This window comes from Pseudomonas sp. UBA4194 (assembly GCF_002379585.1).
In the GTDB taxonomy this organism is placed as follows: domain Bacteria; phylum Pseudomonadota; class Gammaproteobacteria; order Pseudomonadales; family Pseudomonadaceae; genus Aquipseudomonas.
Window position 1 is genome coordinate 18,099 of record NZ_DFUE01000068.1, and the last position, 21,310, is coordinate 39,408.

Consider the following 21,310-nt stretch of genomic DNA (forward strand, 5'->3'; position numbering starts at 1 on the left):
CTGTACGCCGCTCCTACAAAAGCTCCCCCCCTGTAGGAGCGGCGTCCAGCCGCGAAGACGCCAGCCCAACCACCGATTTCCTCAGCCCGCCCCCCCTGTAGGAGCGGCGTGAAGCCGCGAAGGCGTCCTACCAGGCGGCAGTTTCCCTCTCAGGCCGAACCCGGTCGATCAATCACCGAAATCCTGCCAACCGCCCATGTCCTTCCAGCGGTTGACGATGCCGCAGAACAGCTCGGCGGTTTTCTCGGTGTCGTATCGGGCCGAATGTGCTTCTCGGCCATCGAAATCGATGTCGGCAGCCTGGCACGCCTTGGCCAGCACGGTCTGTCCGTACGCCAAGCCAGCAAGCGTCGCCGTGTCAAAGCTGGAAAACGGATGGAACGGGTTGCGCTTCATGTCTGTACGCGCAACCGCCGCGTTGAGAAAACCCAGATCGAAGCTGCTGTTATGCCCCACGAGAATCGCCCGCTTGCAGCCGTTGGCCTTCAGTGCCTTGCGGATGCCGCGGAAGATATCGGTCAGGGCACTTTCCTCGCTGACCGCCATGCGCAACGGGTGATCCAGCTTGATGCCGGTGAACTCCAGAGCCGCCGCTTCGATATTGGCGCCTTCGAACGGTTCGACGCGGAAGAAATAGGTGTGATCGGGAAACACGAAACCTTTTTCGTCCATGCCGATGGTAGTCGCGGCAATTTCCAGCAAGGCATCGGTGGCGCTATTGAAGCCGCCGGTTTCCACATCGACGACTACGGGCAGATAGCCGCGGAAGCGCGCCGCCATGGGGTGGCGCGAACCGGTCCCACCGCCGCCGGTGTCTTCGTCGTCGTAATTGTCTTCACTCACGCAGTGTGCTCCAGCAGACGCCAGCGCAGTTTTTCACCGGCGCGCAGCGGGATAACGACATGCTCGCCGAAGGGCAGGCTGGTCGGGGCGGTCCACTCTTCGCGGACCAGAGTAATGGTGTCGGTGTTGCGCGGCAGGCCATAGAAGTCCGGGCCATGCAGGCTGGCAAAGCCTTCCAGCTTGTCCAGCGCGTTGCGTTGCTCGAACGCCTCGGCGTACAACTCGATCCCGGCATAGGCGCTGTAGCAGCCTGCGCAGCCGCACGCGGCTTCCTTGGCATGCTGGGCATGGGGCGCGGAGTCGGTGCCGAGGAAGAATTTGCTGCTGCCGCTGGTGGCGGCATCCAGCAGGGCCACCTGGTGCGTGTTGCGCTTGAGGATCGGCAAGCAATAGAAGTGCGGGCGAATGCCGCCCACCAGCATGTGGTTGCGGTTGTACAACAAATGCTGGGGGGTGATGGTCGCGGCGACGTTGGCCGGCGCGTCCTGTACGAACTGGGCTGCATCGGCAGTGGTGATGTGTTCGAACACCACTTTCAAGGTGGGGAAACGCTCGACCAAGCGACGCATGTGTTCGTCGATGAACAGCTTCTCACGGTCAAAGACGTCGACCTCGCCGCGGGTCACCTCACCATGCACCAGCAGCGGCATGCCCACCTCGGCCAAGGCCTCGAGAGCCGGGGTGATGTTGTCCAGGCTGGTAACACCGGAGTCCGAGTTGGTAGTGGCACCGGCCGGGTACATCTTGGCTGCCTTGACGAAGCCTGTGGCCTTGGCCGCACGGATGTCATCGGCGCTGGTGCGATCGGTCAGGTACAGCGTCATCAGCGGTTCGAAGGCGCTGCCCGCGGGCCGCGCGGCGAGAATGCGCTGGCGGTAGGCGTCGGCCTCGCCGGCAGTGCGCACCGGTGGAACCAGGTTGGGCATGACGATGGCGCGGGCGAATATCCGCGAAACATCGGCCACAGTATGGGGAAGCACGGCGCCATCACGAAGATGGATGTGCCAGTCGTCGGGGCGCAGTAGGGTCAGGCGGTCGGACATTGGGGATTCCAGGCGGTTCGAACTCGCCGGGAATGCTACCGGAAAACGCCGTGCTCAGCATCCGCTATCAAGTTTTCGGCACCGGAACCGATACCCCTAATGTGTCCTGTTCGAACCAGTGGAGCCTGTCGTGCGCCAGCGTTATCTTGCCTTGCTCAGTATGTTTGCCAGCCTGCCGGCCATGGCGATGACTTTCCAGACCCGTCTGGAGAACGTCGAGTGGAAGGTGGAAGGCGATCAGTTCGAGTGTCGGTTGAGCCAGCCGGTCGCGGAGTTCGGCGCTGGGGAGTTTCAGCGTCGCGCGGGGGAGAAGGCGGTGTTTCGGCTCACCTCCTCCAGTTCGCTGCTGGGCACCGGCTCGGCCGTATTGCTTGCCGCCGCTGCGCCCTGGCAGCCGGGCCGTGGCGACATCAACCTGGGCGCGGTACGTCTGGGCAGCGGTGAAGCCGTGCTCATCAGCAGCCAGGGCCAGGCCAGCGGTTTGATCAGCGGCTTGCTGGAAGGCCGCAGCAGTGTCGTGCGCAGCGCATCGGGTGAAGGGGGCAGGGCAGTCGAAGTGCGCCTGCTGCCGGTCAAGTTCAATAAGGCCTACGGGGAATACCAGGCCTGCGCGGCGAAGCTGTTGCCGATGAACTATGACCAGATTCGTATCAGCCAGGTGGGCTTTCCCAAGGGCATCGAACTGGATGCGGCGGGCAAGGCGCAACTCGACAAGATCCTGGCATTCATGAAAGCCGATCCTACGGTCAACCACGTTCAACTCGATGGCCATTCGGATAACAGCGGCAATCGTTTGACCAACCGCGATCTGTCGCGCCGCCGCGCCGTGGCGGTGCAGGATTACCTCAAGGCTCACGGGATCGGCGAAGACCAGATCACTTTGCGCTTTCATGGTGAAAGTTATCCTGTGGTCGCCAATACCACCCCTGCCAACCGCGCCCGCAATCGCCGCGTCAGTATCGAATTGGAGCGCGTAGCGCCCGTGGCAGCACCGGCATCCACGTCTGCACCTACGCCTGGCGAAGCGCCCAAGCCATTGTGATTGCGAGCGTCTCGGGTTTTGCGTTGCTGGTGACCCGGCTTACGCCGGTGCTACATTTCTTATGTTTTGCCGGCGCAACTCTCCCCGTCACTGTCGCTTCGTCAACCAAAGCTGTCGCGCCCCTGTAAATTCGCCGCCTTGGGCGGTAGAATCGACGGCTTTCCGTAGAACCCCGTGGAGTGATGGCATGGCGGACGTAAACAAGGTCGTTCTGGCGTATTCCGGCGGCCTGGACACTTCGGTGATCCTCAAGTGGCTGCAGGATACATACAACTGCGAAGTGGTGACCTTCACCGCTGACCTGGGACAAGGCGAGGAAGTCGAGCCGGCGCGTGCCAAGGCGCAAGCCATGGGCGTGAAGGAAATCTACATCGATGATCTGCGCGAAGAGTTCGTGCGTGATTTCGTCTTCCCGATGTTCCGCGCCAACACCGTCTACGAAGGCGAGTACCTGCTGGGTACCTCCATCGCGCGTCCGTTGATCGCCAAACGTCTGATCGAAATCGCCAACGAAACCGGCGCAGACGCCATTTCCCATGGCGCCACCGGCAAGGGCAACGATCAGGTTCGCTTCGAACTCGGCGCCTATGCCCTCAAGCCAGGCGTGAAAGTGATCGCCCCATGGCGTGAGTGGGATCTGCTGTCCCGCGAGAAGCTGATGGACTATGCCGAGAAGCACGGCATTCCGATCGAGCGTCACGGCAAGAAGAAGTCGCCGTACTCGATGGACGCCAACCTGCTGCACATCTCCTATGAAGGCGGCGTGCTGGAAGACACCTGGACCGAGCACGAAGAAGACATGTGGCGTTGGACCGTCTCCCCGGAGAACGCGCCCGACACCGCCCAGTACCTCGAGCTGACCTACCGCAACGGCGACATCGTTGCGCTGGACGGCGTCGAAATGACCCCAGCCACGGTACTGGCCACGCTGAACAAGATCGGCGGCGAGCATGGTATCGGCCGTCTGGACATCGTCGAAAACCGCTATGTGGGCATGAAGTCCCGTGGCTGCTACGAGACCCCAGGCGGTACCATCATGCTGCGGGCTCACCGCGCCATCGAGTCGATCACGCTGGATCGCGAAGTGGCTCACCTCAAGGATGAGCTGATGGCCAAATACGCTAGCCTGATCTACACCGGCTACTGGTGGAGCCCGGAGCGTCTGATGCTGCAACAGATGATCGACGCGTCCCAGGCTCACGTGAACGGTGTGGTTCGCCTCAAGTTGTACAAGGGCAACGTGATCGTCACCGGCCGCAAGTCGGATGATTCCCTGTTCGACGCCAACATTGCCACCTTCGAAGAAGATGGCGGCGCCTACAATCAGGCTGACGCGGCGGGCTTCATCAAGCTCAACGCCCTGCGTATGCGGATTGCGGCGAACAAAGGCCGCAAGTTGTTCTGATTGCAGCCTTTGCAAACGAAACCCCGGCTCCGGCCGGGGTTTTTTTTATGCGTCAGATAACGCTGAGGTGCCAGTTTTCGGCGTCGACTCGTGCGGTGGCGACTCGGCAACCCTGTTCGGCCAAACGCTTGATCAGCGCTTCGTCGAAATGGGGCGGCGTTCTCGACCCGACCAACAGAACAAGGACAGGGACGCTGGAAGGGCGTCTGGCGCGAGTGGCAACCAATTGTTCTACTTGGTTACTTATCATCAAAAGAGGCGCAGTGGTTGCAACATTGATGATATGCAGTTCGTAGCCTTTGAACTTCAATAATTGGCTGTCGATCAGCTCATGCGCTTCGGCGTCGGACTCCATGCCCTTGAGGAAGTCTGCAGAAGTTTCAAAGTCGGAAGGTGAATAAAGAGCCTTGTAATTGAAGTTGAGTGTGGCGAAGAACAACGCCGCCAGAAAAGTTGGGAACCCCACCAGGAACCAGATGTAAATCGTCTGACTGTTATCGTCCAGAAAGGGTAAGGACGCCAGCGCAGAGGCTTCGACCATGGCTGTGAACAAGGCAATGACGCTGAGTGGGTTGGACCGGTTTCTTTTCTTGTGAGCCATGTAAACCTCCCCGGCCGACCTCGGCCAGTAGTTGCTTGGCCTGCGATGGTAGGGAATAAGAGGTCGGGCTGCGGAATGCATAAATATCCTGTCGATTCCGGCGGTGTGGCCGCCTGCATCGATGCCGGCTTCGGTGGCGGGTTCTGGCACCAACTTCTACACTTCTGTGGATGCATAATGGCGCATATTTATGCTGTAACAGCTTGGCTGGCCCGGGCGCGAACGCTCAATTGAAGCAGCAGAGCAAGTATGCAATGCTGCTGTCCTGAGTGTCATACGCAGAGCTCGCGATGGCTGACAGTTTGTAAAAACATTTTCACGCAGGTTTTTTGTAGGAAGTTTCTTTCATCCTTGTAGGAAGTGTCTTGGTGGAGCTGTAGCCTACGTCTGAGAGATACAAAGGCGCAGCCGGTTAGGCTATTGTGCGGGCTCTAGAATTCGAACAGCGAAAATTGGATTTTCCCATGAATAAAGTGCTGATCGTGGATGATCATCCCGTCATTCGGCTTGCCGTCCGGCTGCTGATGGAGCGCCATGGCTATGAAGTAGTGGCTGAGACCGACAATGGCGTGGATGCCTTGCAGCTCACTCGAGAACACGCGCCGGATATCATCATTCTCGACATCGGAATTCCCAAGCTGGACGGTCTGGAAGTGATCGGACGCCTGACTGCCACGTTCCCCGGTCTTACCGTGCTGGTGCTGACCTCTCAGGCACCGGGGCACTTTTCGATGCGCTGCATGCAGGCCGGTGCGGCGGGGTATGTGTGCAAGCAGCAGGACCTTACCGAGCTGCTGAGCGCGATCAAGGCGGTGTTGTCCGGGTACAGCTACTTCCCCAACCAAGCCCTGCATTCGGTGCGCAGCAGTCTGGGCAATGCGTCGGAGGCCGAGATGGTGCAGCGCCTTTCCGGCCGCGAAATGATGGTGCTGCAGCAGTTGGCCAAGGGCAAGTCGAACAAGGAAATCGCCGACGGAATGTTTCTGAGTAACAAAACAGTGTCGACCTACAAGACCCGCTTGCTGCAGAAGCTCAACGCTCGATCCCTTGTCGATCTGATCGAGCTGGCGCAACGCAATGGGCTTGCGTGAAGGGCATGCCGCCACGGCTGCAAGGGTGCCAACCCGTGGCTGGCTATACGTCGAAGTCGTAGTCGGCCAGCTGTTTCTGCAGACGGCGCTCTTCGAGCAGGTTGTCGATGGTGCGGCGCTTGCTTAGATTGGTCTTGGCGGTTTCTACCACAGGCTCTGCTTCGTCGTTTTCGACCGCGACGAAATCGTCGTCCACATCCAGTTCTTCTTTATCGTCACTCATAGCATCACCTCCAGGCACAGGCCATTGGCCGACCTTATAGCGATATTCCTGAACGTCGTAAAAAAGATTTTTTCAATCGACCGGCACGATTCCGCAGAGCAGATCAATCATCGGAGGTCTTGTGCTTGTACTCACAAAGGTCTTCGATGCGGCAACTCCCGCAGCGGGGCTTGCGCGCCTGACACACATACCGGCCATGCAGGATCAACCAGTGGTGTGAGTCCAGCAGGTATTCCCTGGGCACGAACTTCATCAGCTTGTGCTCGACCTCGACGACATTCTTGCCTGGGGCCAGGCCAGTCCGGTTGCTGACCCGGAAGATGTGAGTGTCCACCGCCATGGTGAACTGGCGGAAGGCTGTGTTGAGCACCACGTTAGCCGTCTTGCGGCCTACACCCGGTAGCGCTTCGAGCGCCTCACGGGTTTCCGGCACCTGGCCGTCATGCAGCTCCACCAGCATTCGACAGGCCTCGATGACGTTCCTGGCCTTGCTGTTGAACAACCCGATTGTCTTGATGTACGTCGAGAGCCCTTCGACGCCCAGCGCCAAAATGGCAGCCGGTGTGTTGGCGACCGGGAACAGTTTCGCGGTGGCCTTGTTCACGCCGACATCGGTGGACTGTGCGGACAGAATCACCGCAATCAGCAGCTCGAAAGGCGAGGAATAGGCCAGTTCGGTCTTGGGCTCTGGATTGTCTTCGTGCAACCGACGGAAGATTTCACGGCGTTTCACAGCGTTCATCGGATCAAACAGTTCCTTGGCAAGAAGGGGTGGCTTGCTGGCTCGCCAGGTGTCGCTCGGCGCGATCCAGTTCCTGTTGCAATTCGGCCAGCTTCGAACACTGCTCGCGGGTGGGTGGCGTGACAAAAGCTTTCAAGGTCTTGTTCAGCTGAGCGCGACTCATGGCTACAGCAATCTTTGCCTGTTTCAACCCGCCGTCGGCTGCTGCGGCTTTCTGTGCCCTAAGCCGTTCTATGGGCGATAGCGTTGCGGGTGCTGGTGTCTGGCTACGGGCGGGCGGTGCCTGGCGAGCCAGGCGTTCGCTCTGGCGACGCAAGGCAGCCGCTTGCAGGCGGGCATTGCGCTGCTCGTAACGCCGACGTGCGCGATCGCGTTTCAGGGTGCGCGCCAATAGTTGTTCATGGGTGAGTGCGTTGTCGCCGATCATCGCCACCCCCGCGGTATCGGGCAGCGGGCGCAGATCGATGCAGTCCACCGGGCAGGGCGCCACGCACAGTTCGCAGCCGGTACATTCGTTCAGCAGCACGCTGTGCATGAGCTTGGTTGCACCGAGAATGGCGTCCACCGGACACGCCTGGATGCACTTGGTGCAGCCGATGCATTCAGCTTCCCGGATGTAGGCTACCTGGGCCGGCGCTGCGCCGCGCGTAGCGTCCAGCGCGATCAGCGGCAGGTGCAACAGTTCGGCCAACGCGGCGATGGTTTCACGGCCGCCTGGAGGGCAACGGTTGATCGGTTCACCGCTTGCGATGCCTTGCGCGTAGGGCATGCAGCCGGCATGGCCGCACTTGCCGCATTGAGTTTGCGGCAACAAGGCGTCGATGCGTTGAATCAGATTCATGACGGGCCGGGATACAGGTGAGGGCAGGGGATAGACAAGAGCGTAGCGTGGGCAGGAAAACCGGCACACCCTTCATGGGCATGAGAGGGTGTGCCGGTGAGCGGTCTACTTGATTCGCTGACCCGGCTTGGCGCCGCTGTCGGGGCTCAGCAGGTAGATTTCATCACCGCCAGGGCCCGCTGCCATGACCATGCCTTCCGACACCCCGAAGCGCATCTTGCGAGGCTTGAGGTTGGCGATCATCATGGTCAGGCGACCTTCCAGGGCTGCTGGCTCCGGATAGGCACTCTTGATGCCGGAGAACACGTTGCGTTGTTCGTCACCGATGTCCAGGGTCAGGCGCAGCAGCTTGTCGGCACCCTCGACGGCTTCGGCCTTGAGGATCAGGGCGACACGCAAGTCCACTGCCGCAAACGCATCGAATTCGATCTCGGGCGCCAGCGGCTCCTTGACCAGCTCGCCGTTGCCCACGGCAGCCGGAGCCTGTGCAGCGGCAAGGTCTTCCTTCGAAGCGTCGGTCATGGCCTGGACCTTGACCGGGTCGATGCGCGTCATCAACGCCTGGAAAGGGTTGAGCTGGTGATCGGCCAGCCAGGTGCTGTGGTCGTTCCAGCTCAACGGCTCGACATTGAGGAATTTCTCGGCATCGGCGGCCAGCAGCGGCAACACCGGCTTGAGGAATATCACCAGCTGGCGGAACAGATTGATACCGGCGGCACAGACAGCCTGCACTTCGTCCGCCTTGCCTTCCTGCTTGGCCAGTGCCCATGGCGCCTTGTCGGCAATCCAGGCATTGGCGCGGTCGGCCAGGGCCATGATCTCGCGCATGGCACGGGCGAAGTCGCGCATCTCATAAGCTTCGGCGATGCTCGGTGCTGCGCTGAGGAAGGCCTCGGCGAGTTCCGGCGCAGCGTTTTCGGCCACCAGCACGCCGGCATTGCCCTTGTGTACGAAGCCGGCACAGCGGCTGGCGATGTTGACCACCTTGCCCACCAGGTCGGAGTTGACCTTTTGCACGAAGTCTTCGAGGTTGACGTCGAGGTCGTCCACGCCGCGCCCCAGTTTCGAGGCGAAGTAGTAACGCAGGTACTCCGGCGCCAGGTGGTCCAGGTACGTGCGGGCCTTGATGAAGGTGCCGCGGGACTTGGACATCTTCTCGCCGTTGACCGTCAGGAAGCCGTGCACGTTGAGGGCAGTCGGCTTGCGGTAGCCAGCGCCTTCGAGCATGGCAGGCCAGAACAGGGCGTGGAAGTTGATGATGTCCTTGCCGATGAAGTGGTACAGCTCAGCGGTGGAATCCTTGGCCCAGTAGGCGTCGAAATCCAGCTCCGGACGACGTGCGCACAGGTTTCGGAAACTGGCCATGTAGCCAATGGGTGCATCCAGCCAGACATAGAAGTACTTGCCGGGCTCACCGGGAATCTCGAAGCCGAAGTACGGTGCGTCGCGGGAGATGTCCCACTCCTGCAGGCCGGCGTCCAGCCATTCGGCGATCTTGTTCGCCACGGCGTCCTGCAGGGTGCCGCTGCGGGTCCAGGCTTCCAGCATCTGCTGGAAATCCGGCAGCTTGAAGAAGAAGTGCTGGGAGTCCTTCAGCACCGGCGTGGCGCCGGAAATCGCCGACTTCGGGTCTTTCAGTTCGGTAGGTGCATAGGTTGCCCCGCACTTTTCGCAGTTGTCACCGTACTGATCGGGCGAGGCACACTTGGGGCAGGTGCCCTTGATGAACCGATCGGCCAGGAACATCTGTTTTTCCGGATCGAAATACTGGGTCACCGAGCGTTGGGCAATATGCCCCGCATCGCGCAGCTTCAGGTAGATCTCACTGGACAGCTCGCGGTTTTCTTCACTGTGGGTGGAGTGGAAATTATCGAAATCCACCAGGAAGTCGGCGAAGTCGGCGCTGTGTTCGGCCTTGACGTTGGCGATCAGATGCTCGGGCGTGATCCCTTCCTTTTCGGCGCGCAGCATGATCGCCGAGCCATGGGCGTCGTCTGCACAGACATAGACGCACTGGTTGCCGCGATGCTTCTGAAAGCGCACCCACATATCGGTCTGGATATACTCCAGCATATGGCCAAGGTGAATGGAACCGTTGGCATAGGGCAGGGCGCTGGTGACGAGAATCTTGCGTGGCTCGGACATGGGGCTCGGCTACTGGAAGTGAAACGAAGACCGCACACTATAAAGGGGCGAGGGGAATATTTCACCTGTTGCGGGCCTGCCCACTGCCGCGCGTTGGGCTACAAAAGCGACGAAATGTCTCAAGTCCCGGCATTGTTGGCCGAAACCCCGGCTACAGGAGAACCGAACCCATGATTCCGCCACTGATCCCGCTCAGCGTGGTGCCCGTGACCTCGCAGTTCGACCCGGTCAAGCAGGCCCCGGCCATCGCACCGGTGGTGCCGGCCCAGCCGACCGGCAGCGACAGCTCCATCGATCTGCGCCAGCGCGACCCGGACGAAGCGGCATTGCTGTTGCGCGAAGAGCAGCAGCGCCGGCAACGTCAGCGTCGCGATGGGCATGCCGCTGCGGACGAGCACCTGCCCGTGCCGGGCGATGAGCTCAATGCCGACAACACCGTTCCGGTGGCGCCCCTGATCGAAGATGAGCCTCGCCAGGGGCTGTGGGTCGATATCCAGGTCTAGCCAGGCGTGACGTCCCGTTGCATCATTGAGGCTCTTTGTGGCCAGGCCCGAACATCATCATGAGCCGAGACGATAACCTGATCGACTTCGCCAGCGAGCGCGGCAAGCGAATCCATGACATCAACGACAAGCGCCTTAACGACATGCGCCAGGCGTTCGAGCAGGCAATGCCATTGGCCAAGGCCAAGAAGAAAGCCCGCAAGCCGAAGAAGCGCTGACGTTGCTTCAGCCGATGGTGATGGGCGGTGGGCTTACCAGGGTCACGGTCTGTTGCTTGCGCGGCGCCAGAATTTCCGCCTCACCGTCCACGACCAGTTCGTCGCGCTGGTTGAATACGCGCGTGGCGATGCGCACGCGAAACTTCGGCAGCTTTTCCAGAATCTCCAGGCGTACGGTCAGGGTATCGCCCAATTTGACGGGTTTCTGGAAGCTCATCTGCTGGCCCAGATAGATAGTGCCAGGGCCGGGCAGTTCGCAGGCCACGGCGGCGCTGATCAGCGCACCACTGAACATGCCGTGGGCAATACGCTCCTTGAACATGCTGCTGGCAGCGAACTCGGCATCCAGGTGCACCGGGTTGTGATCGCCCGACATGGCCGCGAACAACTGAATGTCGCGCTCTTCCACGGTCTTGCTGAAACTGGCGGTCTGGCCGATCTCCAGGGCTTCATAGGGGGTGTTGGTGACTTCGGTCATTTTTCTAGGTGTCCTTGGCTGGGCGGTGGTCCGCCTGGCTATTGCGTGTCCAGCCAGGCAATCAGGTCGGCGATTACCTGGTCCCGGTTGATTTCGTTGAACAGTTCGTGGCGCGCGGCGGTGTAGAGATTCAGTTGCACGTTGCGCTTGCCGCTGCCGCGCAGGGCATCGGCCAGGTGCTTGAGACGCTTTCCCGCACTCACCGGATCACATTGCCCGCCGATGATCAGCAGGGGCAGGTCGGCATCGATGCGCGCCAGGTTACGTGGCTGGCTAATGTGCTGCAAACCGCCGAGCAGGTCCAGCCATAGCTGATTGGTGCAGCGAAAACCACACAGTGGGTCGGCGATATAGCGGTCAACCTGGTGCTCGTCGCGGCTCAGCCAGTCGAAGTTCGTGCGTGTGGGCTTGAACGCGTTGTTGAACGTGCCGAAGGACAGCCATTCGATCAATCGGCTTCTGCCCCGCGGGCCCTGACGCAGGCGTTCAGCGGCGGCAATCAGGGCGGCCGCGCGGTACAACCCTGGTGGTTGGTAGTTGGAGCCGCTGAGGATGGCACCCCTGAGCGGTACGCCCACGGTCGTCAGGTAGGCCTGGGCAATGTAACTGCCCATGCTGTGGCCCAGCAGGAACAGCGGCGTATCCGGATGCGCGTGCAGGGCGAGAACCGCCAGTGCATCGATGTCGCCCACCACCTTGGCCCAGCCGTCGTGAGCCGCGAACAGCCCCAGGTCGTCGGGGCCGGCGCTGAGGCCATGACCGCGCTGGTCATGTCCATACAAGGCCATGCCTGCCGCTGTCAGTGCCTCGCCCAGATGCCCGTAGCGGCCGGCATGGTCGGCCATCCCGTGGCTGAGCAGAATCACCGCTCGGGGTGGCGCGTCGGGCAGCCAGCGATGCACCTGGAGGGTACAGTCAGGTTCTCGGTGCAGGGGCAAGACGTCGTGCGGCATGGCGATTCCTGTCGGTGCCGGTGGGCTGGCTCAGTGTAGAGCGCAGACGCTGATCGCGGGAGCATCAGCAAATAGATTCATGATGTTAATGGAACCCTCTTGCGCATTTTCCCCCGCTGCAGCAACTGCTAACGTCTGTAGCCTACCGCCCGGGCTCGATTCGGCGCGCGTCTGCAATCAGAGGAATAACAATAATGGAACCTGATTTCTGGAATGACAAACGCCCCGTTGGCGTCCCGGCACAACTGCCCGCGGACGAGTTCGCTTCGGTGGTCGACGTGTTCGATCGCTCCTGCCTGCGATTCGCCGACCGCCCGGCCTACAGCAATATGGGGGTGACGCTTACCTACGCCCAGCTCGACCAGTACTGCTCGGCATTCGCCAGTTGGCTGCAGACGCACACCACCCTGGTGCCCGGTGACCGTATCGCCGTGCAGATGCCCAACGTTCTGCAGTATCCGATCGCTGTGTTCGGTGCCTTGCGTGCAGGCCTGGTGGTGGTCAATACCAACCCGCTGTACACCACGCGGGAGATGCGTCACCAGTTCAAGGATTGCGGAGCGCGGGCCCTGGTGTACCTCAACCTGTTCGGCAAGAAAGTCGAAGAGGTGCTGCCCGACACCGGCCTTGAGTACCTCATCGAAGCGAAGATGGGCGATCTGATGCCCAGCGCCAAGGGCTGGCTGGTCAACACGATGGTCAGCAAGGTAAAGAAGATGGTGCCCGACTATCGCTTGCCTCAGGCCGTGTCGTTCAAGGCTGTGTTGCGCGAGGGTGCTCAGGTACGGCGCACGCCGGTGGCGCTGGGCCTGGAGGATATCGCCGTGCTGCAGTACACCGGCGGTACCACCGGGCTGGCCAAGGGAGCGATGCTCACTCACGGCAATCTGGTGGCCAACATGCAGCAGGTGCAGGCGTGCTTTTGCCAGCTGGACGACACCGGTGCGGTGATGCTCAACGAGGGCCGCGAGGTCATGATCGCGCCGCTGCCGCTCTACCACGTGTACGCGTTCACCGCCAATTGCATGTGCATGATGGTGACCGGCAACCACAACGTGCTGATCACCAACCCGAGGGACATCGCCGGCTTCATCAAGGAGCTGAAGAAATGGCCATTTTCCGCGCTGCTGGGCCTCAATACCCTGTTCGTGGCACTGATGGAACACCCCGAATTCCGCTCGCTGGATTTCTCCCATCTCAAGGTCACCAACTCCGGCGGGACGGCGTTGGTGACCGCTACTGCCGAGCGTTGGGAGCAGATGACCGGCTGCCGCATCGTCGAGGGCTACGGCCTGACCGAAACCTCTCCGGTAGCCTGCACCAACCCGTACGGCAGCCAGGCGCGCCTGGGCACGGTGGGCATTCCGGTGGTGGGTACGGCCCTGAAGGTGATCGACGAGCAGGGGCAGGAACTTGAGCTGGGCGAGCGCGGCGAGCTGTGCATCAAGGGCCCGCAAGTCATGAAAGGCTACTGGAACGCTCCCGAGGCGACCGCAGAGGCACTGGATTCCCAAGGCTGGTTGAAAACCGGCGACATTGCGGTCATCGATCCGGACGGCTTCGTGCGGATCGTCGATCGCAAGAAAGACCTGATCATCGTTTCCGGTTTCAATGTCTATCCCAACGAAATCGAAGACGTCGTCATGGCTCATGCCAAGGTCGCCAACTGCGCAGCCATCGGTGTGGCAGACGAACGCGCCGGCGAAGCGGTGAAGCTGTTCGTGGTGCCCCGCGATCCGAGCCTGACGGTGGGTGAGTTGCAGGCCTATTGCCGGGCGAATTTCACCGGCTACAAGGTGCCGCGCGAGATCGTGCTGCGCGAGTCTCTGCCCATGACCCCAGTGGGCAAGATACTTCGCCGGGAGCTGCGAGATACGGCTTGAGAAGCGCTGTACAGAGCCTTTTAGTGCAAACACTCTATTATGACTGGGTGGGGCGGCCCAGTCATAATCGTTACCAAGACCCCTCTCGGAGCCTCTAGTCGCCCCTTTCCAAAGCTGCTACTCTCGGCGCGCTTTTCAACATTTCGGCGCGCAATACCCGCCGCGATGACATATCAATAATAATCGCATTCCAATGCGGTGAAGATTTCGCTGGCGCTGGAGGAGTGGGCTTCCATGATCGAAAATTTCTGGAAGGATAAGTATCCAGCTGGCGTAGCGGCGGATATCGATCCAGATGAATATCCGAATATCCAGGCCGTACTGAAGCAGTCGTGCCAGCGATTCGCCGACAAGCCGGCGTTCACCAACCTGGGCAAGACCCTCACCTACGGTGAGCTGTACGAGTTGTCCGGCGCCTTCGCCGCGTATCTTCAGCAGCACACCGATCTGGTGCCAGGCGATCGTATCGCTGTCCAGCTGCCCAACGTGCTGCAATACCCCGTCGCAGTTTTCGGCGCCATTCGCGCCGGCTTCATCGTGGTCAACACCAACCCGCTGTACACCGCGCGGGAGATGGAGCACCAGTTCAAGGACTCCGGGGCCAAGGCCCTGGTGTGCCTGGCCAACATGGCGCACCTGGCCGAGAAGGTGGTGCCCAAGACCAGCGTCAAGCATGTCATCGTCACCGAGGTGGCGGATCTGCTGCCACCGCTCAAGCGGCTGCTGGTCAACAGCGTCATCAAGTACGTGAAGAAAATGGTCCCGGCCTACCATTTGCCCCGCGCCATCAGGTTCAACGATGTGCTGGCCCAGGGGCAGGGCAAGCCGGTGCGCGAGGCCAACCCGGCCAGTTCCGAAGTGGCCGTGCTGCAATACACCGGCGGCACCACCGGGGTGGCCAAGGGCGCGATGCTGACCCACCGCAACCTGGTGGCCAACATGCTGCAGTGCAAGGCGCTGATGGGGTCCAACCTCAACGAGGGTTGCGAGATCCTCATCACGCCGCTGCCGCTGTACCACATCTATGCCTTCACCTTTCATTGCATGGCAATGATGCTGATCGGCAACCACAACATCCTCATCAGCAACCCCCGCGACCTGCCGGCGATGGTCAAAGAGTTGTCGAAATGGAAATTCAGCGGCTTCGTCGGCCTCAATACGCTATTCGTGGCGCTGTGCAACAACGAAGGCTTCCGCAAGCTGGATTTCTCGGCGTTGAAAGTGACCCTGTCCGGCGGTATGGCCCTGCAGTTGGCGGCCGCCGAACGCTGGAAAGCGATTACCGGCTGCGCCATCTGCGAAGGCTATGGCATGACCGAAACCAGCCCGGTAGCGTCGGTCAATCCGAACCAGAACATCCAGATCGGTACCATCGGCATTCCCGTGCCGTCGACAGTGGCCAAGATCACCAACGACGCTGGAGAGGAATTGCCGCTGGGTGAGATCGGCGAGCTGTGCATCAAAGGCCCGCAAGTGATGAAGGGCTACTGGCAGCGCCAGGACGCTACCGCGGAAATCCTCGATGCCGAGGGCTGGTTGAAGACAGGCGACATCGCCCTGATTCAGCCCGACGGCTACATGCGCATCGTCGACCGCAAGAAAGACATGATCCTGGTGTCCGGTTTCAACGTGTACCCCAACGAGCTTGAAGACGTACTGGCCACGTTGCCCGGGGTGCTGCAATGCGCCGCCATCGGTATTCCCGACGATAAATCCGGTGAGTCCATCAAGATCTTCATCGTTGCCAAGCCGGGTGTGACGCTGACCAAGGAGCAGGTCATGGAGCACATGCGCGCCAACGTCACCGCCTACAAGGTCCCACGCACGGTGGAGTTTCGCGACGCGTTGCCTACCACCAATGTGGGCAAGATCCTGCGGCGGGAATTGCGTGACGAGGAACTCAAGAAACTGGGTTTGAAAAAGACCGCTTGAGTGTTCGCGGTGCTCGCTCACCCGCTGGCGCGAGGCCGCCGGTTGTTGGAAGCACGCCTACACGGGGTGCCGTTTGTGACTCGCCGTCCTTGTTCTTAGCATGTGATCAACGCGGCACACGCCGTTTAACGATCACGCACTTCGAACAAGGATTTTTTTATGCGCGCACGTGAACTTGGCATTACTTTGGGGCTTGGCACTCCGGGCCCATTGAATGCAATTACCGATGTGGACGGCGTTCGCGTCGGACACGCCACCTTGATCGCCGAAGGCGAATCCGGTCAGATCAGAACCGGAGTCAGCATCGTCCAGCCTCGCGATGAGCACGCCCGCTTGCAGCCCTGTTTTGCCGGCTGTCACGTACTCAACGGCAATGGCGATGCCACCGGCCTCGAGTGGATTCGAGAGAACGGCATGCTGACGACCCCGATTGGCATCACTAACACGCACAGCGTGGGGGTAGTGCGAGACACATTGATTGCTTTGGAGCGAGAGCAATTGGCAACTGACGCGCCGTACTGGTGCATGCCGGTCGTCATGGAAACCTTCGACGGCAGACTCAATGACATCTGGGGCCAGTATGTCAATGCACAAATGGTGCGCGACGCGGTAGAAGACGCCAGATCCGGCGAAGTGGCCGAAGGTGCAGTGGGTGGCGGAACGGGCATGATCTGCCATGAATTCAAAGGCGGGATCGGTACGTCGTCGCGAGTGGTCGCCGAAACAAGCGGTGGCTGGACCGTGGGGGCGCTGGTCCAGGCCAATCATGGCAAGCGACAGAATCTGCGGGTGGATGGCTATCCTGTGGGTCGCGAGCTGATGCATATTGGATCGCCATTCGCAGCTGGCGGCACGCCTGGCATGGGGTCTATCGTGGTCATCCTGGCTACCGATGCGCCGCTCCTGCCACATCAATGCCAGCGGTTGGCTCAGCGGGCATCGCTGGGGATCGCCCGGACGGGCGGTGGAACGGAAGATTCCAGCGGCGACATCTTCCTGGCGTTCTCCACGGCCAACAGAGACCTGCCCGTCGCTGACTATGCACGGGAAGACGGGGCTCTGACCGTGCCTCTGAGCATGGTCAACAACGACCATATTTCTGCCCTGTTCGAGGCCGCCGGCGAAGCGGTCGAGGAAGCAATCATCAATGCCTTGCTTGCTGGCGAAGATATGGATACCGAAGACGGCGTGACCGTCCACGGCCTGGACGGCAATACCCTGATCGATGCTCTGCAGGCCGTGGGCTGGAACCCTGCCGAGTAAGCCAGATCGACGCGCAGGAACTGGCCAGCCAGTCCCTGCGCGTCACGCCGGTTCTGACACAAGGCGCTGCGCGCGCAAATCTGCGACAATCTCCGGCAATATCCCCGCCGTAGCCAAAGAAGATCTCTGCGTACCCGATGACCGACCAAGCCGCTTCCATTGACCAGCTTCTGAAAAACCTCGATCAAGCCATGATCAGCGACCGCCACCGTTTCCGGCGTCAGTTGCATGAGCTGCGCAAAAAGCCCGACGAGGCGAAGCTGAGCCAGTGGGTGCAGAAAGTGCAGGCTTCGTTCGACAAGGTCGCGGCGCGGCGTGCCAGCGTGCCGGTGGTTCGCTACGACGATCGCCTGCCCATCGCTGCCAAGCGTGACGAAATCAAGAAGTTGCTGGCCGAACACCAGGTGCTGATCATTGCCGGCGAGACCGGTTCGGGCAAAACCACTCAGTTACCGAAGATCTGCCTGGAGTTGGGCCGCGGCCAGCATGGCCTGATCGCCCACACCCAGCCCCGTCGAATTGCCGCGCGCAGCGTCGCCAGCCGAGTGGCCGAAGAGCTCGCCACGCCACTGGGCGGCCTGGTGGGTTATCAGGTTCGTTTCGAAGACCAGAGCGAGGCCAATACCTTGGTCAAGCTGATGACCGACGGCATTCTGCTGGCCGAGACTCAGCACGATCGGTTCCTGGAACGCTACGACACCATCATCGTCGACGAGGCGCACGAGCGCAGCCTCAATATCGACTTTCTCTTGGGCTATCTGAAGACACTGCTGCCGCGGCGCCCGGATCTGAAGGTCATCATCACTTCTGCAACCATCGACCTGGAGCGTTTCTCCCAGCACTTCGACGGTGCGCCCATCATCGAGGTGTCGGGCCGCACGTTTCCCGTCGATACCTGGTACCGACCACTCGCTGCCGAGCAGGATGAAGAGGGCAATCAGGTCGAAAACGACCTGACGGTGGATCAGGCGATTCTGGCCACTCTGGATGAAATCGCCGCCTTCGAACGCAGTGAGCGCAAGACCCCCGGCGACGTGCTGGTGTTCCTGCCCGGCGAGCGGGAGATCCGGGATGCCGCCGACATGCTGCGCAAGGCCCAGCTCAAGCACACCGAGATTCTGCCGCTGTACGCGCGCCTCTCGCCGGCCGAACAGCAGCGGATCTTCCAGTCCCACCCCGGGCGGCGAGTCGTGCTGGCCACCAACGTCGCCGAAACCTCGCTGACCGTGCCGGGCATTCGCTATGTGATTGACAGCGGCACCGCGCGCATCAGCCGCTACAGCTACCGCGCCAAGGTTCAGCGCCTGCCCATCGAAGCCGTGTCGCAAGCCAGCGCCAACCAGCGCAAGGGCCGCTGTGGGCGCGTGGAGCCTGGGATCTGCATTCGCCTGTACAGCGAAGAGGATTTCCTCGGGCGGCCGGAATTCACCGATCCCGAAATTCTGCGCACCAACCTGGCGGCGGTGATCCTGCAGATGCTGCACTTGCGCCTGGGCGAGATCGATCAGTTCCCCTTCATCGAGCCGCCTGATGGCAAGGCCATCAGCGATGGCTTCAACCTGTTGCAGGAGCTCTCGGCGGTCAACCGCGAGAACCAGCTCACGCTCATGGGCAAGCAGTTGGCACGCCTGCCGATCGATCCCCGACTGGGGCGCATGCTCCTCGAAGGCGCCAAACAGGGCAGCCTGCAGGAAGTGCTGATCATCACCAGTGTGCTTTCCGTGCAGGATCCTCGCGAGCGGCCACCCGAGCGGCAACAGGCTGCCGATCAGGCCCACGCCCAATGGAAAGACGCCGATTCGGACTTTGCCGCCCTGGTGAGCCTATGGCGCGGCTTCGAGGAGCAGCGCCAGGCATTGGGCTCCAGCGCGCTGCGCAACTGGTGCCGCAAGAACTTCCTCAACTACCTGCGACTGCGGGAGTGGCGTGACGCTCATCGTCAGTTGGGCCTGATCTGTCGCGACCTGCAACTGGCGGTCAACAAGGACCCGGCCGACTACCCACGCTTTCATAAAGCGATCCTGTCGGGCCTGCTCAGCCAGATCGGTCAGAAGAGCGAAGACGGCGACTATCTGGGGGCACGCCAGCGGCGTTTCTGGGTGCATCCGTCGTCGGGCATGGGGCGTAAGAAGCCGCAGTGGCTGATGGCCGCCGAACTGGTCGAAACCACCAAGCTGTATGCCCGTATGGTCGCCAAGATCGAGCCGGACTGGATCGAGCCTCTGGCCGGCCATCTGGTCAAGAAAAACCATTTCGAGCCGCACTGGGAGAAGAAGCGCGGCCAGGTGGTGGCGTTCGAGCAGATCACCCTTTATGGCCTGATCGTGGTCGGCCGCAGGCCGGTGCATTTCGGGCCCATCGATCCGCAGGCGTCCCGCGAGTTGTTCATTCGTGAGGGTTTGGTACGTGGCGAGATCCAGTCACGGGCCAAGTGCCTCACGGCCAACCGGCAGTTGCTCGAGCAACTCGATGAGCTGGAAGCCAAGGCGCGCCGGCGGGACATTCTGGCCGACGAAGAAACGCTGTACGGTTTCTACGAAGCACGCCTGCCCGCCGAGATCCATCAGACGGCTACGTTCGACAGCTGGTACAAGGTCAATAGCCAGAACAATCCTGGTCTGTTGATCATGCGCGAAGAAGACGTGCTGGCCAGGGAGGCCAGCGAGGTCACTGCCGCGCAGTACCCCGATACCTTGCGCCTGGGGGATCTGACCCTGGCCCTGAGTTACCACTTCGAGCCCAATCACCCGCGTGACGGTGTAACGCTACGGGTGCCAGCGCCATTGCTGCCGGCGCTGCCGGGGGCGCGTCTGGAATGGTTGGTGCCGGGCCTGCTGGAGGCCAAATGCATTGCCTTGGTGCGCAACCTGCCCAAGGCCTTGCGCAAGAATTTCGTGCCCGTGCCGGATTTCGTCCGGGCCGCGCTGGGCCGTATCAGCTTTGCCGAAGGCTCGTTGCCGCAGGCGCTGGGTCGCGAGCTGCTGCGCATGACCGGTGCCAGGGTCAGCGATGAGGCCTGGGCCGAAGCCGAGCAGCAAGTCGATAGCCATTTGCGCATGAACATCGAGGTGCTCGATGGCAGCGGCAAATTCCTCGGTGAAGGCCGCGATCTGGCCGAGTTGACGGCCCGCTACGCCGAAGCCAGTCAGGCCGCGTTGGCGGCTCCGGCAACGGCGAAAAGCCAGCAACCCGTCCAGGCCAAGGCCTTTGCCAGCGTCGCGCAGACCACCCAGCAGAACATCGCCGGGCTGTCGATGACGGTGTATCCGGCGCTGGTGGAAGAAAATGGCACGGTGAAGGAAGGACGATTCTCCACTGCGGCCGAAGCCCAGTTCCAGCACCGGCGTGCGTTGCAGCGACTGCTGCTGCAGCAGTTGGCCGAGCCGGCCAAGTTCCTGCGCGGCAAGCTGCCGGGGCAAACCGAGTTGGGTCTGCTGTACCGCGAGCTGGGTCGAGTCGAGGCCTTGGTGGAGGACATTTTGCTGGCCAGCCTCGATGCCTGCATTCTGGAAGGCGAAGACAACCTGCCCCGTGATGGCGCTGGGCTGGCCTCGCTGGCCGAGCGCAAGCGCGGGGGCTGGGCAGAACATGCCGACCGGATAGCACGCCTGACCCTGGAGATTCTCAAGCTCTGGCATGGTTTGCAGAAGCGCTTCAAAGGCAAGATCGATCTGAACCAGGCGGTCGCGCTCAACGATATCAGGCAGCAGCTGGGCAATCTGGTGTATCCAGGATTCGTCCGTAATACCCCCGCAGCATGGCTCAGGGAACTGCCACGCTTTCTCAAGGCGGTGGAGTTGCGTCTGGAGAAACTGCCTGGCCAGGTGCAGAAGGATCGCGTGTGGAGTGGCGAGCTGGCCAATATGTGGGCTCAGTATCAGACGCGCCTGGCCAAGCATGGCCAGGAGGGCAAGCGTGATCCCGAGCTGGAGCTGTACCGGTGGTTGCTGGAGGAGTATCGCGTGTCGTTGTTCGGCCAGCAGTTGGGCACCAAGGTGCCGGTGTCGGACAAGCGGCTGAGCAAGCAGTGGGGGAGTGTGGAGGGCTAGCGGGTATCCAACCCGGGTTTGCGGGAAGTGATTCCCCTTGCCCCAGGCCTCCCTC

17 protein-coding genes and 1 pseudogene are annotated in these 21,310 nt (G+C 61.2%); 9 read left to right on the forward strand and 9 right to left on the reverse strand.

The features are described 5' to 3' along the window. Nucleotides 1–168: 168 nt before the first annotated feature. Nucleotides 169–843 (reverse strand): ribonuclease T, encoded by a 675-nt coding sequence (rnt, locus tag B3397_RS16385; RefSeq protein ID WP_296251998.1) that lies wholly within the window; start codon nucleotides 841–843, stop codon nucleotides 169–171. Then, a complete protein-coding gene (gene pyrC, locus B3397_RS16390; RefSeq protein ID WP_296252001.1) occupies nucleotides 840–1,886 on the reverse strand; it encodes a dihydroorotase in 1,047 nt (348 codons plus the stop codon). Before pyrC ends, rnt begins: the two co-directional genes overlap by 4 nt. 130 nt (nucleotides 1,887–2,016) lie before the next feature. On the opposite strand from pyrC, the gene B3397_RS16395 reads away from it, so the two are divergent. Then, the gene (locus B3397_RS16395; protein ID WP_296252003.1) at nucleotides 2,017–2,928 is read left to right on the forward strand and encodes a flagellar protein MotY; all 912 of its coding nucleotides are present in this window, start codon (nucleotides 2,017–2,019) and stop codon (nucleotides 2,926–2,928) included. Nucleotides 2,929–3,115: 187 nt separating this feature from the next. Then, on the forward strand, nucleotides 3,116–4,333 hold the full coding sequence (locus B3397_RS16400; protein WP_296252005.1) for an argininosuccinate synthase: 1,218 nt from the start codon (nucleotides 3,116–3,118) through the stop codon (nucleotides 4,331–4,333). Nucleotides 4,334–4,385: 52 nt separating this feature from the next. Here B3397_RS16400 and B3397_RS16405 read toward each other — a convergent pair whose 3' ends face one another. Continuing rightward, nucleotides 4,386–4,934: a hypothetical protein gene (locus B3397_RS16405; protein WP_296252007.1), complete on the reverse strand. Its 549-nt coding sequence runs from the start codon at nucleotides 4,932–4,934 to the stop codon at nucleotides 4,386–4,388. Nucleotides 4,935–5,398: 464 nt separating this feature from the next. On the opposite strand from B3397_RS16405, the gene B3397_RS16410 reads away from it, so the two are divergent. After that, nucleotides 5,399–6,025, forward strand: coding sequence for a response regulator transcription factor (locus B3397_RS16410; protein WP_296252010.1), 627 nt, complete (start codon nucleotides 5,399–5,401; stop codon nucleotides 6,023–6,025). 43 nt (nucleotides 6,026–6,068) lie between these two features. On the opposite strand, the gene B3397_RS16415 is transcribed toward B3397_RS16410, so the two are convergent. The 4 genes and pseudogenes from B3397_RS16415 to metG all read right to left on the reverse strand — a co-directional run bounded on the left by B3397_RS16415 (nucleotide 6,069) and on the right by metG (nucleotide 9,976). Further along, entirely contained in the window at nucleotides 6,069–6,248 is a 180-nt protein-coding gene (locus B3397_RS16415; RefSeq protein ID WP_296252011.1) for a PA3496 family putative envelope integrity protein, read from the reverse strand. A gap of 103 nt (nucleotides 6,249–6,351) precedes the next feature. Beyond that, nucleotides 6,352–6,990, reverse strand: coding sequence for an endonuclease III (gene nth / locus B3397_RS16420; protein ID WP_296252013.1), 639 nt, complete (start codon nucleotides 6,988–6,990; stop codon nucleotides 6,352–6,354). 22 nt (nucleotides 6,991–7,012) lie between these two features. Continuing rightward, nucleotides 7,013–7,831 (reverse strand): annotated as a pseudogene (locus tag B3397_RS16425) (RnfABCDGE type electron transport complex subunit B); the annotation flags it as partial. Nucleotides 7,832–7,936: 105 nt separating this feature from the next. Next, entirely contained in the window at nucleotides 7,937–9,976 is a 2,040-nt protein-coding gene (gene metG, locus B3397_RS16430; RefSeq protein ID WP_296252014.1) for a methionine--tRNA ligase, read from the reverse strand. Between the two features lie 170 nt (nucleotides 9,977–10,146). Between metG and B3397_RS16435 the strand changes: the two genes are divergently transcribed. Together B3397_RS16435 and B3397_RS16440 are read left to right on the forward strand one after the other, a co-directional pair. Further along, nucleotides 10,147–10,479 (forward strand): aspartate-semialdehyde dehydrogenase, encoded by a 333-nt coding sequence (locus B3397_RS16435; RefSeq protein ID WP_296252016.1) that lies wholly within the window; start codon nucleotides 10,147–10,149, stop codon nucleotides 10,477–10,479. 59 nt (nucleotides 10,480–10,538) lie between these two features. Then, nucleotides 10,539–10,697, forward strand: coding sequence for a hypothetical protein (locus B3397_RS16440; RefSeq protein ID WP_296252017.1), 159 nt, complete (start codon nucleotides 10,539–10,541; stop codon nucleotides 10,695–10,697). A 7-nt stretch (nucleotides 10,698–10,704) separates the two neighbouring features. Here B3397_RS16440 and B3397_RS16445 read toward each other — a convergent pair whose 3' ends face one another. Both B3397_RS16445 and B3397_RS16450 read right to left on the reverse strand, forming a co-directional pair. Beyond that, nucleotides 10,705–11,175, reverse strand: coding sequence for a MaoC family dehydratase (locus B3397_RS16445; protein WP_296252018.1), 471 nt, complete (start codon nucleotides 11,173–11,175; stop codon nucleotides 10,705–10,707). A 38-nt stretch (nucleotides 11,176–11,213) separates the two neighbouring features. After that, a complete protein-coding gene (locus tag B3397_RS16450) occupies nucleotides 11,214–12,128 on the reverse strand; it encodes an alpha/beta hydrolase (RefSeq protein WP_296252020.1) in 915 nt (304 codons plus the stop codon). 194 nt (nucleotides 12,129–12,322) lie between these two features. Here B3397_RS16450 and fadD2 point away from each other — a divergent pair, with 194 nt between their 5' ends. The 4 genes from fadD2 to hrpA all read left to right on the forward strand — a co-directional run bounded on the left by fadD2 (nucleotide 12,323) and on the right by hrpA (nucleotide 21,255). Continuing rightward, nucleotides 12,323–14,011 (forward strand): long-chain-fatty-acid--CoA ligase FadD2, encoded by a 1,689-nt coding sequence (gene fadD2, locus B3397_RS16455; RefSeq protein WP_296252022.1) that lies wholly within the window; start codon nucleotides 12,323–12,325, stop codon nucleotides 14,009–14,011. Nucleotides 14,012–14,245: 234 nt separating this feature from the next. After that, nucleotides 14,246–15,943 (forward strand): long-chain-fatty-acid--CoA ligase FadD1, encoded by a 1,698-nt coding sequence (gene fadD1 / locus B3397_RS16460; RefSeq protein ID WP_296252024.1) that lies wholly within the window; start codon nucleotides 14,246–14,248, stop codon nucleotides 15,941–15,943. A 159-nt stretch (nucleotides 15,944–16,102) separates the two neighbouring features. Further along, complete coding sequence (locus B3397_RS16465) at nucleotides 16,103–17,206, forward strand: P1 family peptidase (RefSeq protein ID WP_296252026.1); 1,104 nt, start codon at nucleotides 16,103–16,105, stop codon at nucleotides 17,204–17,206. Nucleotides 17,207–17,343: 137 nt separating this feature from the next. Continuing rightward, complete coding sequence (hrpA, locus tag B3397_RS16470) at nucleotides 17,344–21,255, forward strand: ATP-dependent RNA helicase HrpA (RefSeq protein WP_296252029.1); 3,912 nt, start codon at nucleotides 17,344–17,346, stop codon at nucleotides 21,253–21,255. Nucleotides 21,256–21,310 lie beyond the last annotated feature (55 nt).